Below are 25,116 nucleotides of genomic sequence, written 5' to 3' on the forward strand. Positions count from 1 at the left end.
GACGGGATTTTAAGCGATCAGGCATGTTTCCCCGGCCTTACCACCACCAAGTTCAAGGATGGAAACGGCTTCACGGGTGCCGACGGCTGGAAACAGGGCTATTGGGTTGGCGCCGGCGTCGAACAGAGCTTCGGCGGCGGCCTGTCGGCCAAGTTTGGCGAGCAGCATGTCGAAGACCGATCTAAATGATCACATCATCAAGGCTGGCCTGAACTACCGCTTCTGACCGGCCCATCCAATGAGAAATCCCAGGGAGAACGTTCCAACGAAAACCGCCGCTTCGAGCATCAAAGCGGCGGTCAAAAATCTGGGAGGGCTGAGTTTGAAATCCGGAAACGATCACTCGCATTCGAGTGACGGTTGCCGGAAGCTCGTTACATACCATTCGCCGCCGGAATTGCGTGTGTAGAAAGTGTAGAAGCAGTCTATGCGCTCGACATAACCCGGCGTCTCGGACACTTCGTAACGCTCTCCGCGCCGTGTTGTCCGCACTTCGCCACTTGATGATCCGGCTACAGCCTGTGTCTTGTTCTTCCGCCACTGGTAGGCCTGCTGTCCACCGCCAAGGCTATAGATATTGTCCGGCGGCCCATAGTCCAGCATCACGCTGGTGATGGGCGCGCCGATGTAGCTTTTCATGACTGTCGAGGCGCAGGCCGAAACCAGGATCGATGCTGTGACAAGGGCGAGCGTTGTCAGGAAGGCGGGTGACAATCTCTCGGACATGGGCAAATTTCCTCCGCTGTGGTGAGTTGCCACAGGGATAGGAACCAGCCATTGCAAGTACATTGCACGCGAAGGTCGTGACGGGTCAGCGGATCCTTGGGGGATCAGAGACCGGCAATATTGCGGCCGATGTGGCGCAGGATGCTTTTGAAAAGTTTCACTTCGGCCGGGTCAAGGCCTTCGATCGCGGTCTTTTCGAACATGGCGGCGATGGGCATCAGTTCCTCGGCAAGTTCTTCACCCTTTGGCGTCAGCGTGATGCGCACGATCCGCGCATTGTCGACCGGTCGCTCGCGGCTGACGAGGTTGCGTCTGACGAGCAGGCCAACAAGCCGGGAGAGCGTGGAAATCTCCACCGACACGAGGTCTGAAAGCTCGGTCAGCGTTTTGCTTTCCTGTTGTCTCAGCGTTGCCAGCACACGATACATCGGCAGGGTGATGTCATAGGATGCCAGCCTCAGGGAGAAGCGCTCTCCAAGCCGAACACCTACCCAGTTGAGCAGGTAGGGTACCGAGTCAGTGAACTGATAAGACACAAGCAAAACCCCGTTTTGAGAAACACGTGCGCGGATGACGTGGCGCACCCATCGGCTGTACCGGCATAATCTATCAGTTTCAATAGTTTCGCTCCAGAAGACCGGTGACGGCGAGGCCATATCGCAGCTTCCCACGCCACAAAACATTTGCATTGACAAATGTTGCAAATGAAAATATTTAAGAATGCAGGATTTGGGAGGATCTCATGACATCAGCACTGTTTGGCCTGAACAATCTTGCGCCTGAAGGCGTCGGCCAGAATTTCCGCACGACGATGCGCCGTTTTCCGGCGACCGTGACGGTCATCACTGCCTGTGCCACGGGTGATCAGCGCGATCACGGCATGACGGTTACCGCCGTCACCTCGGTTTCGATGGAGCCGCCCTCTCTTCTGGTTTGCCTGAACAACCGCACGTTTCTGCACGAATTGCTGCTCTGCCGGCCCGATTTCATCGTGAATGTGCTGACGCAGGACCAGATTGCCTTGTCTGATGCTTTCAGCGGCAAGGTTTCACCGGAGGAGCGTTTCCGCAACGGCGAGTGGCAGCGTCATGACAACGGTGTTCTTTATCTGCCCACGGCCCATGCCGCCATCGCCTGCCGCCGTGTCGCGGCAATGCCATATGGAACGCATACGGTGTTTATCGGACAGGTGGTGTCGGCCGATGTAAGCGAGACGACACGACCGCTGCTTTACGAAAATGCCCAATATTGCGCCGCAAGCCCGGCAGGCCTGTCCGCCTGATATTTCCCGGCTAGACTATTCTCGGAGGAGACAATCATGAACGATATGAGCCATGCGCCGCAGCCGGCGCAAACGAACCCGCATGTCCGCCTCGTCGGTCGCGTTGCCGGTGTAGCGGATCTTTTCCGGTCCAGCGCCCGACAAACAGAGGAGGCGCGCCGCGTTCCCGCCAGTCATATCGCGGCGCTGCGCGGCATCGGCTATTTCGATGTCGTCAAACCGCGGGCTTTCGGTGGGCAGGGCGGTGAATTTGCTGAGCTTGTCGAAGCCAATATCGAGCTTTCGGCGGCCTGCGCGTCGACTGGCTGGGTTGCCGGCCTGCTTTCCGCCCATCAATGGCTGCTGGCGATGTTTCCAGAGGAGGCGCAGGCGGATGTCTGGGACGAAAACCCTGACGCGCTTCTGTGTGGTTCCTATGCGCCGGTAAAGATGGCGGAGGCCGCTGACGGCGGTTACCGCCTGAGCGGCAAATGGGCCTTTGCCTCGGGCTGCGAGAATGCCCAATGGTCTCTCTGCGCCGCCATCCTGCCGCCGCAGGGCGAAGGCAGGCCGGTTCCGGCCTTCCTTCTCGTGCCTGCAAGCCAATATGCCATTGAAGACACGTGGCATGTGGTCGGACTGGCCGGCACGGGTTCCAAGACGCTGGTTCTCGATGATGTCTTTGTTCCCAAACATCGGGTTCTGACCTTTCCGGACGCGACCAGCGGCCACACGCCGGGCGGGCGGTTTTATGCGCAGGAAGGTCTCTTCAACATGCCGCTTCTGACCGGCATTCCTTCCTGTCTCGCCTCGACTGGCGTCGGTGCAGCCAAGGGTGCCCTGGCAGCCTATGTCGATCATGTCGGTGGCCGGGTGACCCGCGGTGCGGTGGCGGGCGGCAATAACCGCATGGCGGAATTTCCAACCATCCAGCTGCGTGTCGCGGAAGCCGCTGCGAGCGTGGATGCCGCTTGTGAAATCCTGTTGCGCGACGTTGCGCGGGCTCAGGCACTCTCACAGGCAAGGCTTGAAGGGCGGGCGGAATTTTCGGTGGACGACCGGCTATTGAGCCGTCGCGGCCAGTCCTTTTCGGTCTCTCTGGCGCTGCGCGCCGTGCAGGCACTCAACGATTCCACCGGCGGTGTCGGGCTCGATCTTTCCAATCCGGTCCAGCGGGCCTGGCGGGATGCGAATGCGGTGGGCCGCCATATCAGCATGAACTGGGATGCCGTGGGCACCATGATCGGCCAGAGCATGCTCGGCCTGGAACCCAAGGGCCAATATTGACCGCACGCGTGGCGGCAACTGAACAGCGATTTTCGGAGGAAATAACATGCAAGGCAAGGTCGCTCTCGAAGAGCATTTCGCAATCCCGGAAACACTTCAGGATTCGGCCGGGTTCGTGCCCGGTGATTACTGGAAGGAACTGCAGCATCGCCTGCTCGACATTCAGGATACGCGCCTGAAGCTGATGGATGCGCATGGCATCGAAACCATGATCCTGTCGTTGAATGCGCCGGCGGTGCAGGCTATTCCCGACAAGAAGAAGGCGATCGAGATTGCGCGCCGCGCCAATGACGTCCTGGCTGAAGAATGCGCCAAGCGGCCGGACCGCTTCCTCGCCTTCGCAGCCCTGCCGTTGCAGGACCCGGATACGGCGACCGAGGAGCTTCAGCGCTGCGTCAACGATCTCGGTTTCGTCGGCGCACTCGTCAATGGCTTCAGCCAGGAGGGCGATGGCCAGACACCGCTTTATTACGACCTGCCGCAATATCGTCCATTCTGGGGCGAGGTGGAAAAGCTTGATGTGCCTTTCTATCTGCATCCGCGCAATCCGCTGCCGCAGGATTCCCGCATCTATGACGGCCACCCCTGGCTGCTTGGCCCCACCTGGGCGTTTGCGCAGGAAACGGCGGTTCACGCGCTGCGCCTCATGGCATCAGGCCTGTTCGACGAGCATCCGCGCCTCAACATCATTCTTGGCCATATGGGCGAGGGCCTGCCCTACATGATGTGGCGCATCGACCACCGCAATGCCTGGGTGAAGCTGCCGCCGCGCTATCCGGCCAAGCGCCGTTTCATGGATTATTTCAACGAGAATTTCCACATCACCACCTCTGGCAATTTCCGCACCCAGACCCTGATCGATGCCATTCTGGAAATCGGTGCCGACCGCATCCTGTTCTCCACCGACTGGCCCTTCGAGAACATCGATCACGCCTCCGACTGGTTCAATGCGACGAGCATTGCCGAGGCCGACCGGGTAAAGATCGGCCGCACCAATGCGCGCCGCCTGTTCAAGCTCGACGGAGCCTGAGCCATGCAGCCGTTCGTCTATACGACGGCCCCGGCCCGCATCGTCTTTGGCACGGGTAGCTCCGTGGGGGTGGCGGAGGAAATCCGTCGCCTCGGGCTATCACGGGCGTTGGTGCTTTCCACACCCCATCAAAAGGGCGATGCGGAGGCTTTGGCCGCCCGGCTTGGCCCATTGGCTGCCGGTGTTTTTTCCGATGCGGCCATGCACACGCCGGTCGAGGTGACGAAACGGGCGGTCGAGGCCTATCGCGCTGCCGGTGCCGATTGCGTCGTGTCGCTCGGCGGCGGCTCTACCACCGGTCTTGGCAAGGCCATTGCCTTGCGCACCGATGCGCCCCAGATCGTCATTCCAACGACCTATGCCGGCTCTGAGGTGACGCCCATTCTTGGCCAGACGGAAAATGGCGTGAAGACCACCCTGCGCGGTCCGGAAATCCTGCCGGAAGTGGTGATTTACGACGCCGAGCTGACACTTGGATTACCGGTTGGTATCAGCATGACCAGCGGGCTAAACGCCATGGCCCATGCGGCAGAGGCGCTTTATGCTCGGGATCGCAATCCGATCGCCAGTATGATGGCGGTGGAAGGGTTGCGGGCGATGATTGAGGCGCTTCCCGGTGTGAGGATGGAGCCGCAAGATACCAAGGCGCGCGAAACGGCACTTTACGGCGCGTGGCTGTGTGGCACGGTGCTTGGCGCTGTTGGCATGTCGCTGCATCACAAGCTTTGCCATACGCTGGGCGGCAGTCTGGACCTGCCGCATGCGGAAACCCATGCGGTGCTTCTGCCGCACACCATCGCTTATGTGGAACAGGCGGTGCCGGATCAGCTTGCGCCGCTGGCCGCACTTGTCGGTGGCAGGGCAGGGACGGGTCTTTACGATTTTGCCGCCCGGCTCGGCGCGCCGGCAAGCCTTGCAGCACTCGGTGTTGGCGGGGAAGATCTCGACGCTATGGCCGAGCTTGCGACCGCCAATCCTTACTGGTGCCCGCGGCCAGTTGAAAAAACCGCGATCCGCGCCCTGTTGCAACGCGCCTTCGAGGGCGCAAGGCCGGAGTGATCCGGCAAGCAGGGAGCGGCAATGATGGGAGGAGGACATTATGGACATGAAAACGACCGGTGATGACGGCTATTTCGTCGAGGAACGTTCGGCCGAAACCGTGATCGCCCGTATGCGCGATTGTGAGGATCCGCGTCTCAAGGAGATCATGGCGGTCGTCACCCGCAAGCTTCACGAGGCGGTGAAAGAGATTGAGCCGACTGAAGAGGAATGGATGAAGGCAATCCATTTTCTGACCGAGGTCGGCCAGATCTGCAATGAATGGCGGCAGGAGTGGATCCTTTTTTCCGATATTCTCGGCGTTTCCATGCTAGTCGACGCGATCAACCACCGCAAGCCGAGCGGCGCGTCGGAATCCACCGTTCTCGGGCCTTTTCATGTGGCCGATGCGCCTGAGATGCCGATGGGCGCCAATATCTGCCTCGACGGCAAGGGCGAGGACATGCTGGTAACCGGCCGCATTCTCGACACCGACGGAATGCCGGTCGCAGGCGCCCGCATTGACGTCTGGCAGGCCAATGACGAAGGTTTCTACGACGTGCAGCAGAAGGGCATTCAGCCCGATTTCAACCTGCGTGGCGTATTCGTCACCGGTGAGGACGGACGCTACTGGTTCCGGGCGGCGAAGCCGAAATATTACCCGATACCGGATGATGGCCCTGTCGGGCAGCTTCTGAGGGCAATGGGGCGCCATCCCTACCGGCCAGCGCATCTGCACTACATCGTTTCGGCAGAAGGCTTCACCACGCTCGTCACGCATATTTTCGACCCTGATGATCCTTACATTCGTTCGGATGCAGTTTTCGGTGTGAAGGAAAGCCTGCTGGCCGATTTTCAGCGGGTGGAGGATGCGAAGAGGGCGCAGGAGCTGGGGTTCGCCAACGGCTGGTTCTGGTCGGTGGACCACGATTTCGTGCTCGCCCGATGACCCGCGGTAGCGACCGTCCCCGGCTCTATGTGCGTTTTGCGGAAAGTGATCCCGCTGCCGCTGAGCAAAGGTTGGCGCAGATCAGTGCCCACAAGGCTCATTTGCGCAACGAAGATGGCGTGCCGGAAGGATTCAGAATTCTCGCATCCGGCCCGATGCAGGCGGAAAGCGGAGGGTCTGCCGCGGCCCTCATCATTGCTGAAGCCCGCTGTATCGAGGACGTCATGGCTTTTAGCGACGCCGACCCTTTTGTCATTCACGGCGTCTATAACCGCATTCGTATTTTGAGCTGGACGCCGACTTTGTCGAGGATTTCGGGGCTGGAAGGCGACTGAAATCCACGCCTGCAATGGCTGTTGGCAATTGTTAATATTTCAATTGCAATTTTTGCAAACGCAACATTTAATCGAAAGCGGGTGATACCGGCGATATGTGTCTTGACAGGAGCGAGACGCACATCAGGGTGGAGCAAGCCGGGCACCCAGGGAGCAATCGCAGGAACGGGAAGACGTCGATCCATTCCGGGTGGCGCGTTCATGCGTGAAAGGGAGGAATATGTCCACGAACTATATGAGCGCCGCCTCGGTGCGGACGAAGAACCCGGCTGGCGTCATCGCGACATGCGGCCTGATGATCATGTTCGACGGTTACGATCTGGTCGTTTACGGCGCGGTTGCACCGGCGTTGCTGAAAGAAGGCGCATGGGCGCTCAATCCGGCCATGGTCGGGCGGGCTGCCGCCTTGACGCTGGTGGGCATGCTGCTCGGCGCGCTGTTTGCCGGCACCATGGCGGACCGTATCGGCCGCCGGAAGGTCGTTCTCATCAGCCTTGCCGGATTTTCAGCGATGATGATTGCCTCGGCCATGACGCCGAACTTTCTTGCTTTCGAAATCACGCGCTTCTTCGCCGGTCTCGGCCTTGGCGCGCTCCTGCCGACGGTTACCGCGCTCGTGCTGGAATTCTCGCCGCCCAAGCGCAGGGCACAGGCAAACTCCCTGTCGTTCCTCGGTTATCTTATCGGCGGCATCATTTCCGGCCTCATGGGTATTTTGCTTCTGGAGAGCTATGGCTGGAGGCCACTGATGCTGATCGGCGGCCTGCCGCTTATTCTTCTGCCGATCTTCATGCGGTTCCTGCCGGAATCGCCGGAATGGCTGGCAAGCAAGGGCCGGCAGGCAGAGGCAGACGGGATTTGCGACACTTACGGCCTGCAACGCATTACGCCGCATGCCAAGATCCAAAAGGGCGGCGTGGGCGCCCTCTTCTCGGAAGGCCGGCTGCTTTCGACGCTGAATGCCTGGGGCATTCACTTTTGCTCGCTTCTGCTGACCTTCGGCATGGTCAACTGGCTGCCCACCATCATGAACAAGATGGGCTACGACATCAGTTCGGCGCTCAGTTTTTCCATCATGCTCAATGTCGGAGCCGCAATTGGCATTCTCATCGGCGGGCGTTTCGCCGACAAGGGTAACGTCAAGGTGGTTGTGGCCGTCCTGTTTGCCATTGGCGCGGCCTCGATCTGGGCGTTGACGGTAAACAAGGGGCCGTTGCTCTATCTCTTCGTTGCCCTTGCGGGTGCGGGAACGATTGGAACCCAGATTCTTGCCAACGTTCTGGTCGGGCGGCTTTATCCTGTCCATATTCGCGGTACGGGTCTTGGCTTTTCCCTGGCCGTCGGGCGGCTGGGCGGCATCGCCGGTCCGATGATCGGCGGTCTCGTGCTGCAACGGGGCCTGGCTCCGGAGTGGAACTTCTACATTTTCGGCTCGGTCGCGCTGGTCGGGCTGGCTTTGACCGTATTGACCCTGCTCTACCGCACTTCAGGCGACGGGCGGGTTTGACTAAGATGATGCTGGCCGCAGGGCAAAGCCTGCGGCCAGCACTTATGGATGGTCTAACCTCTGCGGCGGCTGCGGAGTTGCCCCAACGTCGCGAGTGTATTGCCGCTGATGGACGTGCTGCCGCTGCCGAATAGAGCGAGACGCGGATCCGACGTTGCGTTGTTCGCTTCGAATGTCAGCAAAAAGCGATTGACCAGTTTTTCGACCTTCTTGGGGTCCTGCAGGTCCTTTATCTTCAGCTTCTTCTCGATCATCTTTGCCTGCGCATCCACCTTGGAGTTTGCGGTTTCTGCGGGAATTCCAAGGGCGGTGCGGGTGAACTCCGCAAGCGCATTATCGGCGAGTATGTCGTAGGGATTGGAAATGCTGGCAGCCATGCGCTTGAAATAGAGCGCAAGGCGAACGCCGGAATTTTCTTCGCCGACCCGCTGTTCCAGCGTCTGCCGAACATATTTGTCGCGTGTTTCCATGAGGCTGCGGGTGTTCTGCACGCTCTGGCCGGCTTTCGCGACGATATTCCCCTTGGCGTCGAAATTGAAGGAGCCGGCAAGTGCGCGGAAGCGGGCATCTTTTTCGGTATTGGCGAAGCTTTTTGGGTCCTTGAGGTCGGACTTGAAGATCTTCTTGAGGTAGTCGGTGGTGACCGTTTTGGGGTCGATACGCTGCGCAATCAGCATAAAATCGAGAAGGCGGCGGTCGGAGAGCAATTGATCGACGGTTTCAATCGTTTCCATTTTCTGGCGATAGTAGGTGACCTCCTTTTCACCTTTCTCCCTGACCTTTTTGTCCTTGTCCCAACGGGTAACTTCCTTCAGATAATTTCGCGATATTCGGGTGATCTCGTTTTCCGACTGGGCGAGCCGGGGTGAGCCGATTTTGCCCTCGGCATCAAAGTTGAAAGCCTTGGCCAGCCGCACGAAACGCTCGTCTTTCAAAGTGTAAACGTAACTTTTCGGGTCTGACAGATCGCTGGTAAATACCCGTTTCAGCGTGAAGGACGAGGCTTCTTCAGCGGTAATATCGAAGGCCTTCAGGGCGAAGTTTCGAATGATGACCGCGCCCTGCGCGTTCGACAGAAAATCCTCGAGATTTTTCGTCAGGCCGATATAGCGCTGGTAGTTCTTGATTGCCTTTTCGTCCGCTGCTTCGTCCTTGTCATCGTAACGGCTGAAGTAGAGGTTCATCATGGTGTTGAGCTGTTCGGCGGTCTGCGCGACCTTGCCGGTCTTGATCTTGCCATCCGCACCGAAATTGAAGGCGCGTGCCAGATCGACAAGACCTTTGTCCTTCTCCTTGTGGATAGGGCTTTTCGGATCATTCGGATCCTGCAAGACGGCCCAGCCGATTTTCTTGTCCGTCTCATCATTGTCCGTCAGATTGAAGCTGACGATGAGCATCGTTCTCAGGCGCGCAAACTGCGTCATCTGGCTGGCCTCGGTGATGGTTTTCATCTTGTCCGCGAAATACTCGCGGTTGAGAACAGCTCCGGCCTGCGTCAGGCGGGGATTTGAAAGAACGTAGGTTTCGTTAATCAGTCGCCTCTGCGCAGCCGTCTGCGCCTGCATGCCGTCATCTACGCGGCCGTCGTCCCGGAAATTAAACGCGGCCGCCATCTCGAACAGTTTGTTGGCATCGTTGATACGCTTGTTATATTGGCTGATCAGGTAGTCGATCTTTGCGAGCGCCGGTTTGTCGGTGGACGCGACGCCTGCACGTTCTATGCGCAGATCGGCCGCCTTTGCCTTCCACTCCGGGATCAATGACTTGTAGGTCTTGTTGATGTAGCTATCGGCATTGCTGATATCGCTCGTCAGAACGTTTTTGACGTGCTTGTAGCTGAAGGTCTCGGGGTCGATGCCGAAGGATTTGAAGATATAATCCCGAAGCCGCGTGTTCTTGAAGATATCGTCGACATGCCCGACCTTCTCGATGGCAATGTTGTAAAAACGGGTCTCTTCCTTTAATTCGGCGCCTTCCTGTTCGATCGTAGCGTGATAGGTGGCAATCAACCGGTCCTGCTGGGATTTTGTCTGAACCGATTTTTCCGCTTTGATCGTGCCGAAATCGAAAGAGGCAGCGAAGTCGCGGTATCGCGTATCCTTGAGTTTGTTGGCGAAGCTGTTCGGATCGTTGAGATTGCTTTCCAGCACCTTCTTCATGAAGGCGGTGGCATAGATCATTTCCTCCAGTCCATGTGCCTTCATGGCGTAGGAATAGAGCCGGAAGTCCTTCAGGAACGCATCGAGGTTTTTGACCTTGCCGATATTATCCGCATAATATTTGGCGTCCCGCGATACGACGGGGTCGTTCGCGACGCGTTTCAGCGACAATTCCATATCACGATTGTAAAGAGCGTAAGTCGTATATGCGGGCAGCACCATGTGTCTCCGAAAAAACTATGGCAAAATCTGTGCGTGAACCAGTTATGAAGCGGATAATTGCAGTATAGTCTTGCGCGTAGCTGTATAATTAAAAGTAATATTTAGGATAAATATTTTGTATTATTAAATTAGTTGAGATTTATATTGATTGTTTGGTGCGTGGCTGCGTTCAGATCGCGTGCAGGCAGAAGCGGCCCCAAGCGCCAACGCCAACACCACGCCGGCAGACAAAGGGGGAAGACTTGGCAAAAGCTGAGGGCGGCACATTTGTCCGGGCTGTTGGGACAGACATGCGAAAATACCGCTGGCAGCGTGTTCAGCGCTATCCTGAGGCAAGGCCGTATTAGAGGCTTTTTCTAGGGCAGTTCAGGGTACCGCTACGGGTTCTTGCGGGAGACGGGGGCGATGGTCGCCATCTGCAACAATGTGCGCTCATTCGTGCGTTTGGCTCGCGCCAATGCATCGTCGCGGTCTTCCGGCAGCGTGTAGGTCATGTAGGACAGCGAGGTTTCGAGGTCGTTATTGTTGTGTCCGAGGATGGCCGCGAAATAGCTGTTTTTGGTGACATGGGGCGGCGCGAAATTGTGATACGCCACCTCCGCATAAAGGTGCCGCAAGCCATAGGGCTTGGGCAGTTCTTCCTTCGGCCAGAAATCCTCGAACAGATTAAAAACCGTGTCCCGAAGCAGCAGGCGGGTTTCCGATGAAAAATCGTCGATCGACATGCCGTGCCACAATTTTCCCTGCCCGCTTTCGCGCAGGCGCTGGTAGGCGGACAGGATGGTTGCGGAGCGTGCAAGGACCGGGATCTCGTAGGTAATCCCGAATTTCGTTCCTTCGCCCTGCTTCGTCTTGGCTTGGCCGTTAAACAGGATGCTCCATTTGGAAACGCCCTTGCCATAGGGGGCGGGTGAAAACTCGGCCTGCGTAAAGACCTCGTAGGGGCGTCGCCCCGTCATGCCGATCAGGCCGATGCCGATCATCAGCGGATCGTTGGACTTGAGACAATCCTCGCAAATCTTCAGAACCTGCCGGTAATTTTCGAACGTGATCAGCGCGCCGTGCTTGTTGGCGATCTTCTCCATCTTGACCCGGCGCGCATCGTCGTACATCGCTGCATCGCCGGTGGCGATCTTCAGCATCGGATGGTCGTCACCGAAGGCTTCGCGGATGGCGTTACGATATTTGGTGATGTAGGAAATGATCGTCGTCTGGGCGCGGCCCTTCATGACGGCGATTTCGGCGTCCCACAAGGCCTGCATCTCTTCTTTCGAGCCCAGGCCGTTCATCGCTGCAATAAAATCCGCGATCCGCAAAAGCACTGTCGGCTTGCGGCCGGCGGTGTTGAACTCCGCCCGTTCGATCTTTTCGACAATGGAGGTCGCCACGCCGGTTTTCGGATAGTCGGCCCGCTCTATATAGGTCTTCAGCCGCTCCCGCAGCTTTTTCATGTTGCAGATGGCAAGCGGGGTGCTCTTTGCTCCAAATTCGGCCTTCAGGGCATAGCGATATTTCATGATGTAAAGTTCGAGCGTCTTTTCCGTGCGGCCATTGTCGAAATGGTAGCGGACCTCTGCGTCCCAAAGATCGCGGATTTTTTTGTTTCGCAACGCCTCGCTGCTTTTCATCGCCTCCCTGACCCGACCGACGAACTGGTCGATGCGTTCCACGAGAACTGGAGTTTTGGTCTTTCGTGCGAGCATGCGGCGGCCCCTGAACCGGTCGGGAAATATAAAATCTATGATTGGCAATCAACAGAAGCATGGTTGCGGAAATGCCATGGATATCCGCCGCCAGCATATTTCTTTTGAATAATAGTTTAATCGATTCCGCAAGTATGGCCGTGATGCGTGGAACCTTCAAGGAAGGTTTGCGAGCCGAGATCGGCAAGTCGGGGAGCCGGCATCCTGCCGGCGGCGCTTCGGGTGATTGAATTCTGATGGAAGTACGGGCTTCGGGAATTCTCCCGAAGCCGCAGAGGTTGCGACAGCCTATTTCGGTAGCCGGGTTTTCAGGGAGGTCACGATGCGCTTGGCAAGCCCCTCATAGTCCTCATCGAAATGGTGGCCACCTTCGATGCCGACCGTCTCCACGCCCTTTGCCTTCAGGCCGGGGCAGGGATCTTCATCCTCTTCCTCCGTGCCATAGACGCATTGCACCAGCTTCGGATCGATCTTGACGATGTCGTCGATGGTCTTGCCGCCCTTGCCTTCGCCGGCAACGCCGAGCCAGCCCTGGACGGAAATCTCGAAATCGACTTCGGTCGAAAGTCCAAGCAGCGTCAGCTGCACGACATGCGATTTCGCGCGTTCAGGCAGGAGATTATAGGTCGCGGGAATGATATCGGCGCCAAAGGAATAGCCGATCAGCACGACGTTTCGAACCTTCCATTCCTTGCGGTAGGTGTCGATGATGCGCGCAAGGTCATTGGCCACTTCCTGCGGTTGTTTTTCTTTCCAGAAGTAACGCAGGGCATCGACGCCGATCACAGGTATCCCCTGCTTTTGCAGCGCGCCGCCGACTTCCTCGTCCAGATCGCGCCAGCCGCCGTCACCGGAATAGATCACCGCCATGGTGTCCATCGCCGGGCTCGTTTCGAGGACCGTGATCGGCAGGCCTAGCGGGCTGCTGGTGTCGCCCGCCGCATCGACCTTGTCGGACAGGGTCTGGGACAAAATCTCATCCGCCTTGCCTGTCACATCAGTCACTTCGATATCGGGATGAAGCTTCACCAGGGCGTTAACGTGGTCGCGGCCCTTCTGATCCGCATCGGGCGTGAACAGCACGCTGACAGGAGCTGGCAGCGGGCCATCGGTCAGGCCATAAACCGTTTCACCGTCCACCTTGTCCTTGGTGGCGGGGGTGCAGAGTATCTTCTCAAGCGGCAGGCCAGCCTTGGGGTCGACCGCGATGGCTTCCTGAACGGTGGAGACCGGGCTTTGCGCGATCATGGCGAGCGCCAGCGTTCCGCCCTTGCCGATGCCGGTGAGGATAGGCTGGCGATAGCTGGCCGTCCCGGCGGTGCGCTGGATCTGCTGCGACAGCGACTCGATGTCCGAGATCATATAGATACACTCGTCATCATCGGCCTCGAGTGCCTTCAGATATTCCTTGAAATCGATGCCGACCACCGCGGCACCCTTTTCCACCAGTGCTTTGGCGCGTTCTTCGTCGGTGCCGGTCCATCCGTCCGCATCGGAAATCAGGAAGACGCTGGCGAGAATTTCGCCATCCGGCACCATGATGTGCTCGGCGGGGATCATGCCGGTGTCATAGGCTGGTTTGTCCTGCGAAAAGGCGGCGCTGGAAGCAAACAACGGGGAGAGGAACAGGGCGGAGGCGGCAAGGGCTGCCTTCAGCATGCTGTATTTTCTCATTTTCCGATCACTCCTCTGACACCGCCACTGATCAGAACCGTCGCGTCCATCAGCGCCAGAGCGGCGTCTGCGCCATTCTGTACGGCGAGGTAACGCGGTTCCCATTTCGGGTGGAACTTCGTCTTGAACGCACGAAGGCCCTTAAAGTTGTAGAAACGTTCGCCATGTTCGAAAAGCGTGCTGCCAATGCGGTCCCAGACCGGTGCCGCATCGCGCTTCGACATGCCGGACATGGGTGCCATGCCGAGATTGAAGCTTTCATATCCCGCCTCGCGTAGATGCTGCATGATGCTGACGAAGAGGAAATCCATCGAGCCGCGCGGTGCATCCGGTGAAAAGCGCATGAGATCGACGGTGGCTTCCTTTTTCGTGTCCGTCACCATCAGATTGGCGAAGGCGGTGATCTTGCCATCCTTGCGCAGCACGGCGACGGGCTGGGAGAGAATGTAGTTGGGCTCGAACGCACCGAGAGAAAATCGCTTTTCCCTTGTATTGTGGTGGGTGAGCCAGCCATCCGAGACCTGCTTGAGATCATCCAGAATATCGGCAACATGCGATTGCTCGACAACTTCGAAGGTCAGCCCGTCGCGGGCGCCGCGGCTCAGTGACTGGCGAAGGGTCGCGAGCTTGCCGCCCTTCAATTCGAATGCGGTAAGATCGACCAGCGCCAGTTCGCCAAGCTTGAAGGCACGCAGGCCCGCATCGGCGCAATGGGACAGGAGGAAGGGCGAAATCTGGTAGAAGGCGGCGCGCGCACCCGCCGAACGGGCGGATTCCACGAATTGCCAGACCAGATCGGGAAAATCCTCCTCGTTGCCGACGGGGTCGGCGAAGGCTATCCATGATCGGCCCTGAATGCCGTACATGATGAAGGCGCTGCCGCTTTCCGAGAACATCACATGCTTGTCGCCCATGCGCACCAGATTGGCATCGGCCGAATCCTGCTGCATGACGATGTCGGTTGCACGTTCAACGTCTTCCGGCTGGATGGAATCCGGCTTGAAGGTGACCGGCCGCATCAGGCTGAAAATTGCAATGGTCGATGAAGCGAGCACCAGGCCGAGAAGGGCGCGCAGACCGCGCGGTGCTTCTTCGGAGAACTCGAATTCCCACCACAATGTGTGGCTGTAATCGGTGTCACGGTAGACGAACAGAAGGATCGTTGCCGCGCCGGCGATGATGACGGCCATAGCGGCGAGCCAGCTCGGTCCCAGCGCCTGTTTGACCAGCGAGGCATGACGATTGAAGCTGCGCATATTTAGGGCGAGCGCCGCGATGAAGATGCCGAGGAAGATTGCTTCGAAAACGGCGATCGCCTTCACCAGCGACAGGATGAGCGCCAGCGATGCGGCGACAAGGGCAATCCACCACGCCCCATCCAGCCGCTGCCCGAGGCCGCGGGAGGCGACAACGAGGCCAAGGCCGAGAATGCTCGTCAGAAAGTGCGCCGCCTCGATGATCGGCAGTGGCACGAAATTCGACAGGAAATCCAGATTGCTGCCGGGCGTCGGCGTCACGCTCGAAAAGATCAGCATGGTGCCGAGAATGATCGCGAAGGTGGAGAGCAGCGGTGGCGCCAGCCGCACGGCAAGCTGGCTGATATCGGAGACCACCGGCTTGGCCGCGAACTGCTTCATTTCGGAAACGATCATCACCAGAATGGCAACAACCAGCGGCAGGACGTGATAGATGACGCGATAAAGAACGAGGCTTCCGAGCAGCTGATCGACGCTGATCGCGTTGCCGAGCCCGGCTACCATGACCGTTTCGAACACACCGAGACCGGCGGGAACGTGGCTGAGAACGCCAAGGCCAACGGCGGTGGCATAGATCGCGAAGAATGTCGGCCAGCCGAGATGCGTCTCGGGCAGGAGCACGTAAAGCACGGAGGCGGAGGCGGCGATATCAAAGGCGGAGACGAGGAACTGGCGCGAGGAGGTGCGGCTGTCGGGAAGGCGCAGTCGCCATTTGCCGAGCCGGATCGCCTTGCCGTTGCGGCCGACGTAGGCGGTGGTAACGAGAACGGCAATGACGGCGAGCGCTCCGCCCCTTAGAACAGTCGGGTCGAGACCGATGATGGCCGCGATGCGTGGTGCGACGATGAAGGTCGAAAGGGCGCTGACAGACAAAAGCCCCAGCCCGAAGGACAGCGTGACGAAGGCGATGACACGGGCGATGTCACCCGGCGAAAGTCCCAGCCTGGAATAGGCGCGAAAGCGTATGGCGCCGCCGCTCAAGGGGCCAAATCCAGCAGTGTTGCCGATGGCGTAAGCGGCAAAAGCGGTGGCCGCCATGGACGGGAAGCGCACCTTTTTTCCGACATATTCGATCGCGTTGGCGTCATAGAAAATCAGCGACAGGAAGCTCAGCGCCGTAAAGACCATTGCAAGAAGAATGGCCGGAAGCGAAGTGTCCAGAAGGGCTGCGATCACATCATCGTATCGCACTTCGGATGTGAGGCGGTAAATCGCAAACGTCATCATCACGAAGATGAGCGTAATGGCGATGGCCGTCAGATAGGGCCGGTTTCTGGCAAAGAAGCTTTCAACCGGGGATTCGGTAATATCGGTCTGTATAATTTCGCTCTTGTCTGCCATTTGCTTTTTCCAGCGCCAGTCCCTTGGTTGGCGAACCACAGGATTGTGTCGCTAATTCGTTTCGGTTGAGGAAATTTGCTTAGCAGAAATGCGTGACGTGTCGATGTGAAGTTTGGCGACAAACCAATGAGATTTTCGCCGTTAAAATGAAAAATGCAACCAAAAAGAGCGATGTTCAAATTTTAGATCAAAAACTCCGTGAATTAAACGTTCCGATTGCTTGGAGGCGATGTTTGATGTGATTAAACGCTTCTTTCAATTTAAGGAAATGCAAAATGAACATGCCTACAAGAATAGTAATTTCGCTGATCGCAGCCCTTTTGGTGGGCGGCGGCTACATGGCTTATGACAAGATGCGGGGCGCCGAATGGGTTGTCTCGCCGCAGCAGATCGCTGATGCGAAGGCCGGCGGGCAGGCCGGATATGAATCGCGTCCGGGAACAGTGACCGTTCTGCCGATCCGTAGCGAGACGGCGGATGTACTGCCGATCAAATGGGCCATTGCTGGTCTGGTCGCAGGCCTGCTGGCGTTTCGGTCCACGGGCAAAAAGAAAGCGGCAAAGGCCTGAGGCCTGCCGCTTCATGTCTCCGGCACGGAAGTCCGGGGAGAATGCCAAAGTCGGGGCGCGTTACGCGCCCCACGTTTTCTCCAGCACGCGTACCCAGTTGCCATAGCAGATCTTGGCGAGTGCGGCGTCGTCATAACCGCCGTTGCGCAGGGCTGTGACCAGCAATTGCAGATCGGCCGCATCCTTCATGGCTGCTGGAATGGTGGTGCCGTCGAAATCCGAGCCGAGTGCGACGTGATCGATGCCGATGCGGTTGACGATATAGTCGACATGGCGGACCAGTTCGCCAAGATCGGTAGCCGGGTTCTTCACGCCGTCCTGTCGCAGGAACAGAACGCCGAAATTGATGCCGGCAAGACCGCCTGTGTCGCGGATCGCGTCCAGCTGGCGGTCCGTCAGGTTGCGGCTGTGGTTGCACAGCGCATAGGTGTTGGAATGGGACGCCACCAGCGGTGCGTCCGAAATCTTCGCGATGTCCCAGAAACCCTGTTCGTTCATGTGCGACAGGTCGACCATGATCTTCAATTCGTTGCAGGTCTTTACCAGCCGTTTTCCGGCATCGGTGAGGCCGGGGCCGATATCCGGTGTCGACGGGAAGCGGAAGGGAACGCCGTAGGCGAAGATGTTCGGGCGGCTCCAGACCGGTCCGAGCGTGCGAAGGCCAGCCTCGTGGAGAACATGCAGCGCATCCAGATCGGCGCCGATCGCTTCTGCGCCCTCGATATGGAAGACGGAGGCAAAGGCGCCCTCTGCCATCGCGCTGCGGATCTCGGCGGCCGTGCGGCAGACTTTCAGCGCACCGCCTGATTGTTTCTCGGCGCGGAACAGGAGGGCCGCCATGCCAAGCGTCGCCTTCAGCGCGTCCGCTTCAGCCGGTGTCGTGAAGTCGCCGTTCGCGTCCTTCTCCATGCTGGGCGAGGGGACGTAGATGGCGCAGAGGCCACCGGCCAACCCGCCCTTCCTGGCGCGCGGCAGGTCGATGTGGCCGACCGTATCACCCTCGATGAGAAGCGTTTCGGGAGAGGCATTGCCCGATCGCCATAACCGCAGAAGCACGTCGTTGTGGCCGTCGAAGACGGGTACGGTTTTTTCATCGGTCATGGTCATTCACCTTTGGATACGGGCGGGGCGCGGGCGCGCGGTCGTCAGACTTTTGAGAATTGGTAGAGGAAAGGTCAAGGTCGGAGCAAATGCAATCCGTGCATAGGCTCTGCCAAATTTGGAATTGGTCGCGCCTCGTTTGCTCGTGGTAATCGCGGGAAAACATAAAAAAAATGACTGGATTGGGGCGAACCCATACCGTTTCCGAAAAATAAGGTCCGAAAGGGGATTTTCGATGATTTCAAGACGCAACCTGCTGATTGCCGGCGCTGCCGTACCGTTCCTGTCCTATGCGCACATTCCGGCATTTGCTGCGACGCCCAAGGATATTCTGGTGGTCGCGCAGCAGCTGGACAACATGACGAGCCTTGATCCGCATGAGGGTTTCGAAGCCGTCGGCGGTGAAATCATGTCCAACATGTACCAGAAGCTGGTGCGGGCGAACCGTGAAGATTCCACCAAGGTCGATCCGGTCATCGCGAAGTCCTGGGAAGCCGATGCGGAAAGCAAGGTTTTCACCTTTGTGATCGGTGAAGATGCGACCTTCTCGAGCGGTGCGAAAGTGACCGCGGAAGACGTGGCCTTTTCTCTGCAGCGCGCCATCAAAATGAACAAGAGCCCGGCCTTCATCATCGGCCAGTTCGGCTTCACGCCTGACAATGCCGAAACGACCATCGTTGCCGCCGACGAAAAGACGGTGAAGCTGACGACGGCAAAGCCGACCGCAATCTCGTTCCTGCTCTATTGCCTCTCCGCCAATATCGGCGCGATCGTTGAAAAGAAGGCCGTGCTGGCAAATGCCTCGGGCGAAGACCTCGGCAATGGCTGGCTGCAGAAAAACAGCGCCGGTTCCGGCGATTTCATGTTGCAGGCCTGGAAGCCGAGCGAGAGCGTAGCGCTCACCGTCAACCCGAATGGCCCCTACAGGGGTAACATCAAGCGCGTCATCCTGCGCCATGTCACCGATCCGTCTTCCCAGCTTCTGATGTTGCAGAAGGGCGATATCGACATTGCCCGCGACCTGACCTCGGAACAGCTGCGTACCGTCCAGAACGACGCCAACATCGAGTTGCAGCGCAAGAGCATCGCCTCGCTGGTGCTGATCTCGCTTAATCAGGGCAATGAGAACCTTGCCAAGCCACAGGTCTGGCAGGCCATCAAATGGGCGCTGGACTACAAGGGCATGCAGGAAAACATTGTGCCGCTGACGCACAAGGTTCACCAGAGCTTCGAGCCGGAAGGTTTCCCCGGCGCCGTCAACGACACGCCGTACCAGCGCGATGTCGAAAAGGCCAAGGCGCTGATGGCGGAAGCCGGTCTTGCCGACGGTTTCGAAATCACCATGGATCACTATTCCGCCCAGCCTTACCCGGATCTGGCGCAGGCCATCCAGGCAAATCTTGCCGATATCGGCATCAAGGTGCGTCTGCAATCTGCCGAGAACCGTCAGGTTCTGACCAAGATGCGCGGCCGCGAACACCAGATGGCGCTTTCCGCCTGGGGCACGGATTACTTCGATCCGCATTCCAATGCCGATGTCTTCAACATCAACAAGGACAATGGCGACGACGCCAAGTCCAAGCCCTTCCTGTGGCGTTCGCGCTTCAAGAACGACGACTTTGCCGCGAAGGCAGAAGCCGCCCGTGACGAGAAGGACCCGGCAAAGCGCATCGAGCTTTATGAAGCGCTGCAGCGCGAGCACATGGAAAACAGCCCCTTCGTCTTCATGTTCCAGACGACGAAGACGGCCGCGTTCCGCAAGGGCGTTTCCGGCTTTGAACTCGGCGTTCTCTCCGAGGGCAATTCCTACCACGATGCTAAGAAAGCGTAACATTGAACAAGCGCGTCAAAAGCATATCGTCGACACTGAGCAGCGTCATTCTGACGCTGTTCGGGTTGATGGTCATCACCTTCCTGATCGGGCGCGTCATGCCTGTCGATCCCGTCATTGCGGCAGTCGGCGACAACGCGCCTGAAGACGTCATTGTGCGGGTTCGGGCCGAAATGGGCCTGGACCAGCCACTGGTCGTTCAGTTTTTCCACTATGTGTCGCAGGTGCTGCACGGTGATTTCGGCAATTCCATCCTGACCCGCAACCCGGTCTGGATCGATATCAAGCGCGTTTTCCCCGCCACCTTCGAGCTTGCTACGGCAGCACTCATTCTCGCTGCGCTGATCGGCATTCCGCTCGGCGTATGGGCCGCCGTGAAGCAGGGTAAGTTGACGGACCAGATCATCCGCGTCGTCTGCCTTGCCGGTCATTCCGTGCCCGTCTTCATGCTGGCGCTGATTTCGCTGCTGGTATTTTACGCCACGCTTGGCGTCGCACCCGGACCGGGCAGGCAGGACATCATCTATGACGGCATGATCTCGCCGGTCACGGGCCTGATGACGGTCGATACGCTGCTTGCCGGCGACTGGGACGCGTTTTACGACGCCATCGCCCACATGGTGCAGCCCGTCTGCATCCTTGCCTATTTCAGCATGGCCTATATCACCCGCATGACACGCGCCTTCATGATCGATGCGCTGAAGGGCGAATATGTCATTACCGCCCGTGCCAAGGGGCTTTCGGCAATGACCGTTATCTGGGGGCACGCCTTCCCGACGGTTGCCGTACAGCTCGTCACGGTTCTCGCACTCACCTATGCCGGCCTTCTGGAAGGTGCCGTGGTGACGGAAACCGTCTTCAGCTGGCCGGGCCTTGGCCAATATCTCACCGTCTCGCTCATGAACGCGGACATGAACCCTGTCGTCGGAGCGACCCTGTTGATCGGCCTGATCTATGTCGGCCTCAACCTGCTCGCAGACGTACTTTACCGAGTAATGGATCCCCGCGTTCGATGATGTTAGCAACTTTCAGAAACTGGGCTCTGGATGAGACGCCGCATTCCCGCAGGCAGGCTGCCTGGGGAAACCGGTACCGCATCTGGCTGAACCTCAAGTCCAATCCGCTGGCGGTGGTCGGTCTCACGATCATCATCATCTTCATTGCGCTGTCGCTGCTGGCGCCGTTCATCGCGCCTTACGATCCGGCCGCGCAGAACCTCGGCAACCGCCTTGCCTTCCCGAGTGCCGAGCACTGGTTCGGCACGGATGAGCTGGGTCGCGACATTCTTTCCCGCATTCTTTATGGTGGTCGCGTCACGCTCGGCATGGTCATTGCCGTCGTCGTTCTCGTTGCGCCGATCGGTCTCGCCATCGGCTGCATCGCCGGTTATTTCGGCGGTATCGTCGATACGGTGTTGATGCGGGTGACCGATGTGTTCCTGGCCTTCCCGCGCCTCATCCTGGCGCTTGCCTTCGTCGCGGCGCTGAAGCCTGGCGTCGAAAGCGCCATTCTCGCCATCGCGCTCACCGCCTGGCCGCCCTATGCGCGTCTCGCTCGCGCCGAAACCATGACGGTTCGCGGCAGCGATTTCGTTGCGGCCTACCGGCTAACAGGCGCTTCCGCCTGGCGCATCATCGCCCGTCACATCGCGCCGCTCTGCGTGCCGAGCCTCATCGTGCGCATCACGCTCGACATGAGCTCGATCATCATCACCGCCGCAAGCCTCGGCTTCCTCGGCATGGGCGCGCAGCCGCCTTCGCCGGAATGGGGTGCGATGATTGCGACGGCCAAGCGCTTCATCTTCGAACAATGGTGGGTCGCCACCATTCCGGGCATCGCCATCTTCCTCGTCTCGCTCGCCTTCAACTTCCTTGGCGATGGTCTGCGCGACGTGCTCGACCCGAAGGGACATTGAGCCATGCTGGTCGAAATCGAAAATCTGAAGATCGCGTTCCAGACCCGCACCAGCCGCTTCGAGGCGGTGCGCGGTGTTTCCATGAAGCTCGGAACAGAAAAGCTCGGCATCGTCGGTGAATCCGGTTCGGGCAAGAGCCTCACGGCGCGCGCGCTGATGAAGCTTCTGCCCTCCAATGCCGATATCAGGGCCGACAAGCTCTCCTTTGACGGTATCGACGTGCTTTCCGCCAGTGAAAAGCAGATGCGCCAGATCCGAGGAAAACGGGCAGGTTTCATCCTTCAGGATCCGAAATATTCGCTGAACCCGGTCAAGACCATGGGTGCACAGATCGCGGAAGCCTGGCGCGCCCACAAGGGCGGCAGCAAGCGTGCGGCCATGGAGGCGGCAATCGCTCTGCTCGATCAGGTGAAGATCCGCAATCCGCGCCAGGTCGCTTCGTCCTATGCTCACGAGGTTTCCGGCGGCATGGGCCAGCGTGTCATGATCGCCATGATGCTGGCGCCTGATCCAGAGCTTCTGATCGCCGACGAACCGACGAGTGCTCTCGATGCCACGGTGCAGGCGGAAATCCTGCGGCTGATCGAGGAGCTGGTATCGGAACGCGGCATGGGTCTCATCCTCATCAGCCACGACCTACCGCTTGTCTCGCATTTCTGCGACCGCGTGGCTGTCATGTATTCCGGCCGGGTGATGGAGGAACTGAAGGCTTCCGAACTCCTGAAAGCCCAGCATCCTTACACGCAGGGTCTCTTGAACTGCATTCCCTCGCTGACGCATCCGCGCGAGCGTCTTCCCGTTCTCAACCGTGATGCAGCGTGGTCCAGCCTATGATCGACGTCGAAAATCTCCGTATCAAGTTCGGCGACCGTGAAGTGGTGAAGGGCGTGTCCTTTTCGGTCGAAAAGGGCGGCAGCTTCGGCATCGTTGGCGAAAGCGGCTCGGGCAAGTCCACCATCCTGCGCGCCATGGCCGGCCTTAATGAAAGCTGGGAAGGCCGCATCGCCTTTGCCGGCAAGGATGCGCCGCTGAAGCGCACGCCGGAATTCTTCCGGCAGGTGCAGATGGTGTTTCAGGACCCCTATGGTTCGCTGCATCCGCGCCAGACCATCGACCGCATTCTCAGCGAATTGCCGTTGGTGCACGGCATGGACAATATCGAAAAACGCATCCAGCAGGCGCTATCGGATGTGGCCCTGCCGCAGGCTGTGCGCTTCCGTTATCCGCACCAGCTCTCCGGCGGTCAGCGTCAGCGCGTGGCGATTGCGCGTGCTTTGATTGCCGATCCGCAGGTTCTGCTGCTCGATGAGCCGACTTCGGCGCTCGATGTTTCAGTGCAGGCGGAAATCCTGAACCTGTTGCAGGATCTGCGGGCGGCGCGCAACCTCACCTATATCCTCGTCAGCCACAATCTGGCTGTTATCGCGCATCTGTGCCCACAGGTGGGCGTGATGCTGAATGGTGAAATGGTCGAGCAGCTGAATGCAGGCGATCTACGCGAAGGCCGCACAAAACACCCGCATACAGAAGAGTTGCGCAGCCTGAGTATCCGGCTGGAAGAGCCGGCTTGAGCCCCCGTCGCACATAGATCGAGCGGTTGCTGCTCGCTTCTTCTCCCCACCGGGGAGAAGGTCGCGGCAGCGGTATGAGGCTTCCCACAAGACCCACGAAGACACGAGACCGAACAATGTCACAGCAATTCGACTGGAACGCCGCTTCAACGCTTGCCGAGAGTTTCGTCTCGCAATGGGCCGGCAACGAGCCAGGCGGAGCAGTGATCGGTTTCGATCTCAATGGCATCCGTTTTGCCCATGCGGGCGGGGTTGAGAGCCTTTCGACGTTTACGCCGTTCACGCCGAAAAGCGTGGTGCGTTACGCTTCCGTCACCAAACATGCCTTCTGTGCCATGGTGCTTGCCCATTCCGATCTGATCGGGCTTGACGATCCGCTCGGAAAGCATCTGCCGGAGCTGCAATCGCCACTCCGCGACGTCACTGTCGGGCAGGCGCTGGATATGAGCGGCGGATTGCCGGACACGCGCGAATGCCTCTCGCTGCTTGGTCTTTCCGTCTATACCGAAACGAAGGCCGGCCCGCTTCTCGACTATCTGTCGCGGCTGACCCGGCTGAACTTTCCGGCCGGCAGCGAGGTTTCCTATTCGAATACCGGTTATCGTCTGGTCGAGGCGGCGCTGGAGCGCCATGGCTTCCGTTTTGACGATTTCGTGCAGACGCAAATTGCCGGACCGTTCGGTGTTTTCCTGAAGGCGCCGGACGTCTGGAACGATCCGGTCGACGGATTGGTGCCGGGTTACTGGAAGGCTGAAAGCAACTGGCAACTTTCGGCGGCGGGGCTGCATATTTCCGCTTCGGGCAGTCTTGCCGGCAGTGCCGAAGCGCTGACCCGCTGGCTGCAGGGGCTGATGCGCGGAGAGGGCAGCTTTGCCGCCGTTCTGGACGGGCTTTCCACCGAGCGGCGGCTCGCCGATGGACGGATGAGCGAATATGGTCTCGGCCTGCGCTGGTCACATCTCGGCGACAGACGTTTCGTCGGTCATGGCGGTTCGCATCCTGGCTACAAGACGTACTTCCTTCTCGATCCGGAAAACGGCACGGGTTTCGTCGTGGTATCGAACCGCGAGGATACCAACGGCTTCAAGATTGCGCTGGAAAGCATGGCGGCCCTGACCGGTCTGCCTTTACCCAAAGCCGCCGCCAGCTTGCCGGAAGGCCTCTATGTCACCGAAAGCGGACCGTGGTGGCTGGAGATCAAGGGCAGTACCTCGACCTTCATCGATGGCGACGTCACGCTTTATGAAGATGCCGATGGCTGGGTGTCATCGCGCTCCGCATCCTCTCCGATGCTTCTGAGGCTCGAGGGCGATGCGATCGTCGGCGAGGCAGGCCACGCCGCTCGTCGGTTCCTGCCGGTTGGCGACCATGCGGTGCCCGATGAGCTTTCCGGATCTTGGCGCTCTACCGAAGGGGCGGAATTTACGATTTCCGGTTCGTCGCTGACCATGGGTATCGGTCCCACGCGCCGCTCCATGCCTTTGACGGCGCTCGGCAATGGTCGCTTCCTCTTCACGCTCTCGGACGGGCCGTGGACGAAGCGCATCTGCCTCAATCAATTGAGCGACAGCCGGATAGAGCTTGTGGCGAGCCGGGCGCGAATGATCGAATATACAAGAAGCCTTTAAGAGGGTTTCAATC

The 25,116-nt window shown here is 58.8% G+C and carries 21 protein-coding genes and 1 pseudogene; 15 read left to right on the forward strand and 7 right to left on the reverse strand.

The annotated features are described in order from the left end of the window. Positions 1–3: 3 nt before the first annotated feature. Positions 4–226: pseudogene (locus ASD46_RS27870) on the forward strand (outer membrane protein); the annotation flags it as partial. A 113-nt stretch (positions 227–339) separates the two neighbouring features. Here ASD46_RS27870 and ASD46_RS24350 read toward each other — a convergent pair. Then, a complete protein-coding gene (locus tag ASD46_RS24350) occupies positions 340–726 on the reverse strand; it encodes a hypothetical protein (RefSeq protein ID WP_025594437.1) in 387 nt (128 codons plus the stop codon). A 104-nt stretch (positions 727–830) separates the two neighbouring features. Then, on the reverse strand, positions 831–1,262 hold the full coding sequence (locus tag ASD46_RS24355) for a MarR family winged helix-turn-helix transcriptional regulator (RefSeq protein WP_025594436.1): 432 nt from the start codon (positions 1,260–1,262) through the stop codon (positions 831–833). Positions 1,263–1,468: 206 nt separating this feature from the next. On the opposite strand from ASD46_RS24355, the gene graD reads away from it, so the two are divergent. From graD to ASD46_RS24390, 7 genes are all read left to right on the forward strand, one after another. Continuing rightward, positions 1,469–2,008, forward strand: a complete 540-nt coding sequence (gene graD / locus ASD46_RS24360; protein ID WP_003514147.1) for an FADH(2)-dependent resorcinol hydroxylase reductase component — start codon at positions 1,469–1,471, stop codon at positions 2,006–2,008. A gap of 36 nt (positions 2,009–2,044) precedes the next feature. Beyond that, positions 2,045–3,274, forward strand: a complete 1,230-nt coding sequence (gene graA / locus ASD46_RS24365) for an FADH(2)-dependent resorcinol hydroxylase oxygenase component (RefSeq protein WP_025594432.1) — start codon at positions 2,045–2,047, stop codon at positions 3,272–3,274. A gap of 46 nt (positions 3,275–3,320) precedes the next feature. Continuing rightward, a complete protein-coding gene (gene tsdA / locus ASD46_RS24370; protein ID WP_025594431.1) occupies positions 3,321–4,304 on the forward strand; it encodes a gamma-resorcylate decarboxylase in 984 nt (327 codons plus the stop codon). A 3-nt stretch (positions 4,305–4,307) separates the two neighbouring features. Then, positions 4,308–5,363, forward strand: a complete 1,056-nt coding sequence (graC, locus tag ASD46_RS24375) for a maleylacetate reductase (RefSeq protein ID WP_025594429.1) — start codon at positions 4,308–4,310, stop codon at positions 5,361–5,363. A gap of 40 nt (positions 5,364–5,403) precedes the next feature. Further along, positions 5,404–6,291 carry a hydroxyquinol 1,2-dioxygenase gene (gene graB, locus ASD46_RS24380; protein ID WP_025594427.1) on the forward strand — a complete coding sequence of 296 codons (888 nt, stop codon included), beginning with the start codon at positions 5,404–5,406 and terminating at the stop codon, positions 6,289–6,291. Further along, positions 6,288–6,626 (forward strand): YciI family protein, encoded by a 339-nt coding sequence (locus tag ASD46_RS24385; protein WP_025594426.1) that lies wholly within the window; start codon positions 6,288–6,290, stop codon positions 6,624–6,626. The genes graB and ASD46_RS24385 overlap by 4 nt, the downstream gene beginning before the upstream one ends. A gap of 220 nt (positions 6,627–6,846) precedes the next feature. After that, positions 6,847–8,133 carry an MFS transporter gene (locus ASD46_RS24390; RefSeq protein ID WP_013636793.1) on the forward strand — a complete coding sequence of 429 codons (1,287 nt, stop codon included), beginning with the start codon at positions 6,847–6,849 and terminating at the stop codon, positions 8,131–8,133. Between the two features lie 53 nt (positions 8,134–8,186). On the opposite strand, the gene ASD46_RS24395 is transcribed toward ASD46_RS24390, so the two are convergent. From ASD46_RS24395 to mprF, 4 genes are all read right to left on the reverse strand, one after another. Then, complete coding sequence (locus ASD46_RS24395) at positions 8,187–10,514, reverse strand: DUF1217 domain-containing protein (RefSeq protein WP_035198743.1); 2,328 nt, start codon at positions 10,512–10,514, stop codon at positions 8,187–8,189. Between the two features lie 377 nt (positions 10,515–10,891). Further along, positions 10,892–12,217: a telomere resolvase gene (locus tag ASD46_RS24400; protein WP_025594423.1), complete on the reverse strand. Its 1,326-nt coding sequence runs from the start codon at positions 12,215–12,217 to the stop codon at positions 10,892–10,894. Positions 12,218–12,505: 288 nt separating this feature from the next. Then, entirely contained in the window at positions 12,506–13,876 is a 1,371-nt protein-coding gene (locus ASD46_RS24405) for a virulence factor (protein ID WP_019565052.1), read from the reverse strand. A gap of 11 nt (positions 13,877–13,887) precedes the next feature. Continuing rightward, complete coding sequence (gene mprF / locus ASD46_RS24410) at positions 13,888–16,488, reverse strand: bifunctional lysylphosphatidylglycerol flippase/synthetase MprF (protein ID WP_013636789.1); 2,601 nt, start codon at positions 16,486–16,488, stop codon at positions 13,888–13,890. Positions 16,489–16,763: 275 nt separating this feature from the next. On the opposite strand from mprF, the gene ASD46_RS24415 reads away from it, so the two are divergent. Next, positions 16,764–17,057, forward strand: coding sequence for a hypothetical protein (locus tag ASD46_RS24415; RefSeq protein ID WP_003514125.1), 294 nt, complete (start codon positions 16,764–16,766; stop codon positions 17,055–17,057). A 60-nt stretch (positions 17,058–17,117) separates the two neighbouring features. On the opposite strand, the gene ASD46_RS24420 is transcribed toward ASD46_RS24415, so the two are convergent. Next, the gene (locus ASD46_RS24420; protein ID WP_025594419.1) at positions 17,118–18,158 is read right to left on the reverse strand and encodes a dipeptidase; all 1,041 of its coding nucleotides are present in this window, start codon (positions 18,156–18,158) and stop codon (positions 17,118–17,120) included. Positions 18,159–18,393: 235 nt separating this feature from the next. Here ASD46_RS24420 and ASD46_RS24425 point away from each other — a divergent pair, with 235 nt between their 5' ends. The 6 genes from ASD46_RS24425 (at position 18,394) to ASD46_RS24450 (ending at position 25,103) form a co-directional block, all read left to right on the forward strand. Further along, the gene (locus ASD46_RS24425) at positions 18,394–19,989 is read left to right on the forward strand and encodes an ABC transporter substrate-binding protein (protein WP_025594417.1); all 1,596 of its coding nucleotides are present in this window, start codon (positions 18,394–18,396) and stop codon (positions 19,987–19,989) included. Positions 19,990–19,991: 2 nt separating this feature from the next. Then, entirely contained in the window at positions 19,992–21,005 is a 1,014-nt protein-coding gene (locus tag ASD46_RS24430) for an ABC transporter permease (RefSeq protein WP_003514118.1), read from the forward strand. Continuing rightward, positions 21,002–21,904, forward strand: coding sequence for a nickel transporter permease (gene nikC / locus ASD46_RS24435; protein ID WP_013636786.1), 903 nt, complete (start codon positions 21,002–21,004; stop codon positions 21,902–21,904). The genes ASD46_RS24430 and nikC overlap by 4 nt, the downstream gene beginning before the upstream one ends. Positions 21,905–21,907: 3 nt before the next feature. Continuing rightward, complete coding sequence (locus tag ASD46_RS24440; protein WP_003503986.1) at positions 21,908–22,738, forward strand: ABC transporter ATP-binding protein; 831 nt, start codon at positions 21,908–21,910, stop codon at positions 22,736–22,738. Further along, positions 22,735–23,475 carry an ABC transporter ATP-binding protein gene (locus ASD46_RS24445; protein ID WP_003514115.1) on the forward strand — a complete coding sequence of 247 codons (741 nt, stop codon included), beginning with the start codon at positions 22,735–22,737 and terminating at the stop codon, positions 23,473–23,475. The genes ASD46_RS24440 and ASD46_RS24445 overlap by 4 nt, the downstream gene beginning before the upstream one ends. A gap of 116 nt (positions 23,476–23,591) precedes the next feature. Beyond that, positions 23,592–25,103, forward strand: a complete 1,512-nt coding sequence (locus tag ASD46_RS24450) for a serine hydrolase domain-containing protein (protein WP_060642910.1) — start codon at positions 23,592–23,594, stop codon at positions 25,101–25,103. Positions 25,104–25,116: the final 13 nt, after the last annotated feature.

Origin of the sequence: Rhizobium sp. Root491 (assembly GCF_001427205.1) — a bacterium.
In the GTDB taxonomy this organism is placed as follows: Bacteria; Pseudomonadota; Alphaproteobacteria; order Rhizobiales; family Rhizobiaceae; genus Agrobacterium; species Agrobacterium tumefaciens.

Excerpts from the sequence above, each read along its gene's own strand:
- ASD46_RS24395 (WP_035198743.1), bottom strand. The coding sequence starts at position 10,514 with ATGGTGCTGCCCGCATATACGACTTACGCTCTTTACAATCGTGATATG.
- ASD46_RS24445 (WP_003514115.1), top strand. The coding sequence starts at position 22,735 with ATGATCGACGTCGAAAATCTCCGTATCAAGTTCGGCGACCGTGAAGTG.
- ASD46_RS24420 (WP_025594419.1), bottom strand. The coding sequence starts at position 18,158 with ATGACCGATGAAAAAACCGTACCCGTCTTCGACGGCCACAACGACGTG.
- nikC (WP_013636786.1), top strand. The coding sequence starts at position 21,002 with ATGATGTTAGCAACTTTCAGAAACTGGGCTCTGGATGAGACGCCGCAT.
- ASD46_RS24425 (WP_025594417.1), top strand. The coding sequence starts at position 18,394 with ATGATTTCAAGACGCAACCTGCTGATTGCCGGCGCTGCCGTACCGTTC.
- ASD46_RS24385 (WP_025594426.1), top strand. The coding sequence starts at position 6,288 with ATGACCCGCGGTAGCGACCGTCCCCGGCTCTATGTGCGTTTTGCGGAA.
- ASD46_RS24390 (WP_013636793.1), top strand. The coding sequence starts at position 6,847 with ATGTCCACGAACTATATGAGCGCCGCCTCGGTGCGGACGAAGAACCCG.
- ASD46_RS24400 (WP_025594423.1), bottom strand. The coding sequence starts at position 12,217 with ATGCTCGCACGAAAGACCAAAACTCCAGTTCTCGTGGAACGCATCGAC.
- ASD46_RS24440 (WP_003503986.1), top strand. The coding sequence starts at position 21,908 with ATGCTGGTCGAAATCGAAAATCTGAAGATCGCGTTCCAGACCCGCACC.
- mprF (WP_013636789.1), bottom strand. The coding sequence starts at position 16,488 with ATGGCAGACAAGAGCGAAATTATACAGACCGATATTACCGAATCCCCG.
- graA (WP_025594432.1), top strand. The coding sequence starts at position 2,045 with ATGAACGATATGAGCCATGCGCCGCAGCCGGCGCAAACGAACCCGCAT.
- graB (WP_025594427.1), top strand. The coding sequence starts at position 5,404 with ATGGACATGAAAACGACCGGTGATGACGGCTATTTCGTCGAGGAACGT.
- ASD46_RS24350 (WP_025594437.1), bottom strand. The coding sequence starts at position 726 with ATGTCCGAGAGATTGTCACCCGCCTTCCTGACAACGCTCGCCCTTGTC.
- ASD46_RS24450 (WP_060642910.1), top strand. The coding sequence starts at position 23,592 with ATGTCACAGCAATTCGACTGGAACGCCGCTTCAACGCTTGCCGAGAGT.
- graC (WP_025594429.1), top strand. The coding sequence starts at position 4,308 with ATGCAGCCGTTCGTCTATACGACGGCCCCGGCCCGCATCGTCTTTGGC.
- ASD46_RS24415 (WP_003514125.1), top strand. The coding sequence starts at position 16,764 with ATGAACATGCCTACAAGAATAGTAATTTCGCTGATCGCAGCCCTTTTG.
- tsdA (WP_025594431.1), top strand. The coding sequence starts at position 3,321 with ATGCAAGGCAAGGTCGCTCTCGAAGAGCATTTCGCAATCCCGGAAACA.
- graD (WP_003514147.1), top strand. The coding sequence starts at position 1,469 with ATGACATCAGCACTGTTTGGCCTGAACAATCTTGCGCCTGAAGGCGTC.
- ASD46_RS24405 (WP_019565052.1), bottom strand. The coding sequence starts at position 13,876 with ATGCTGAAGGCAGCCCTTGCCGCCTCCGCCCTGTTCCTCTCCCCGTTG.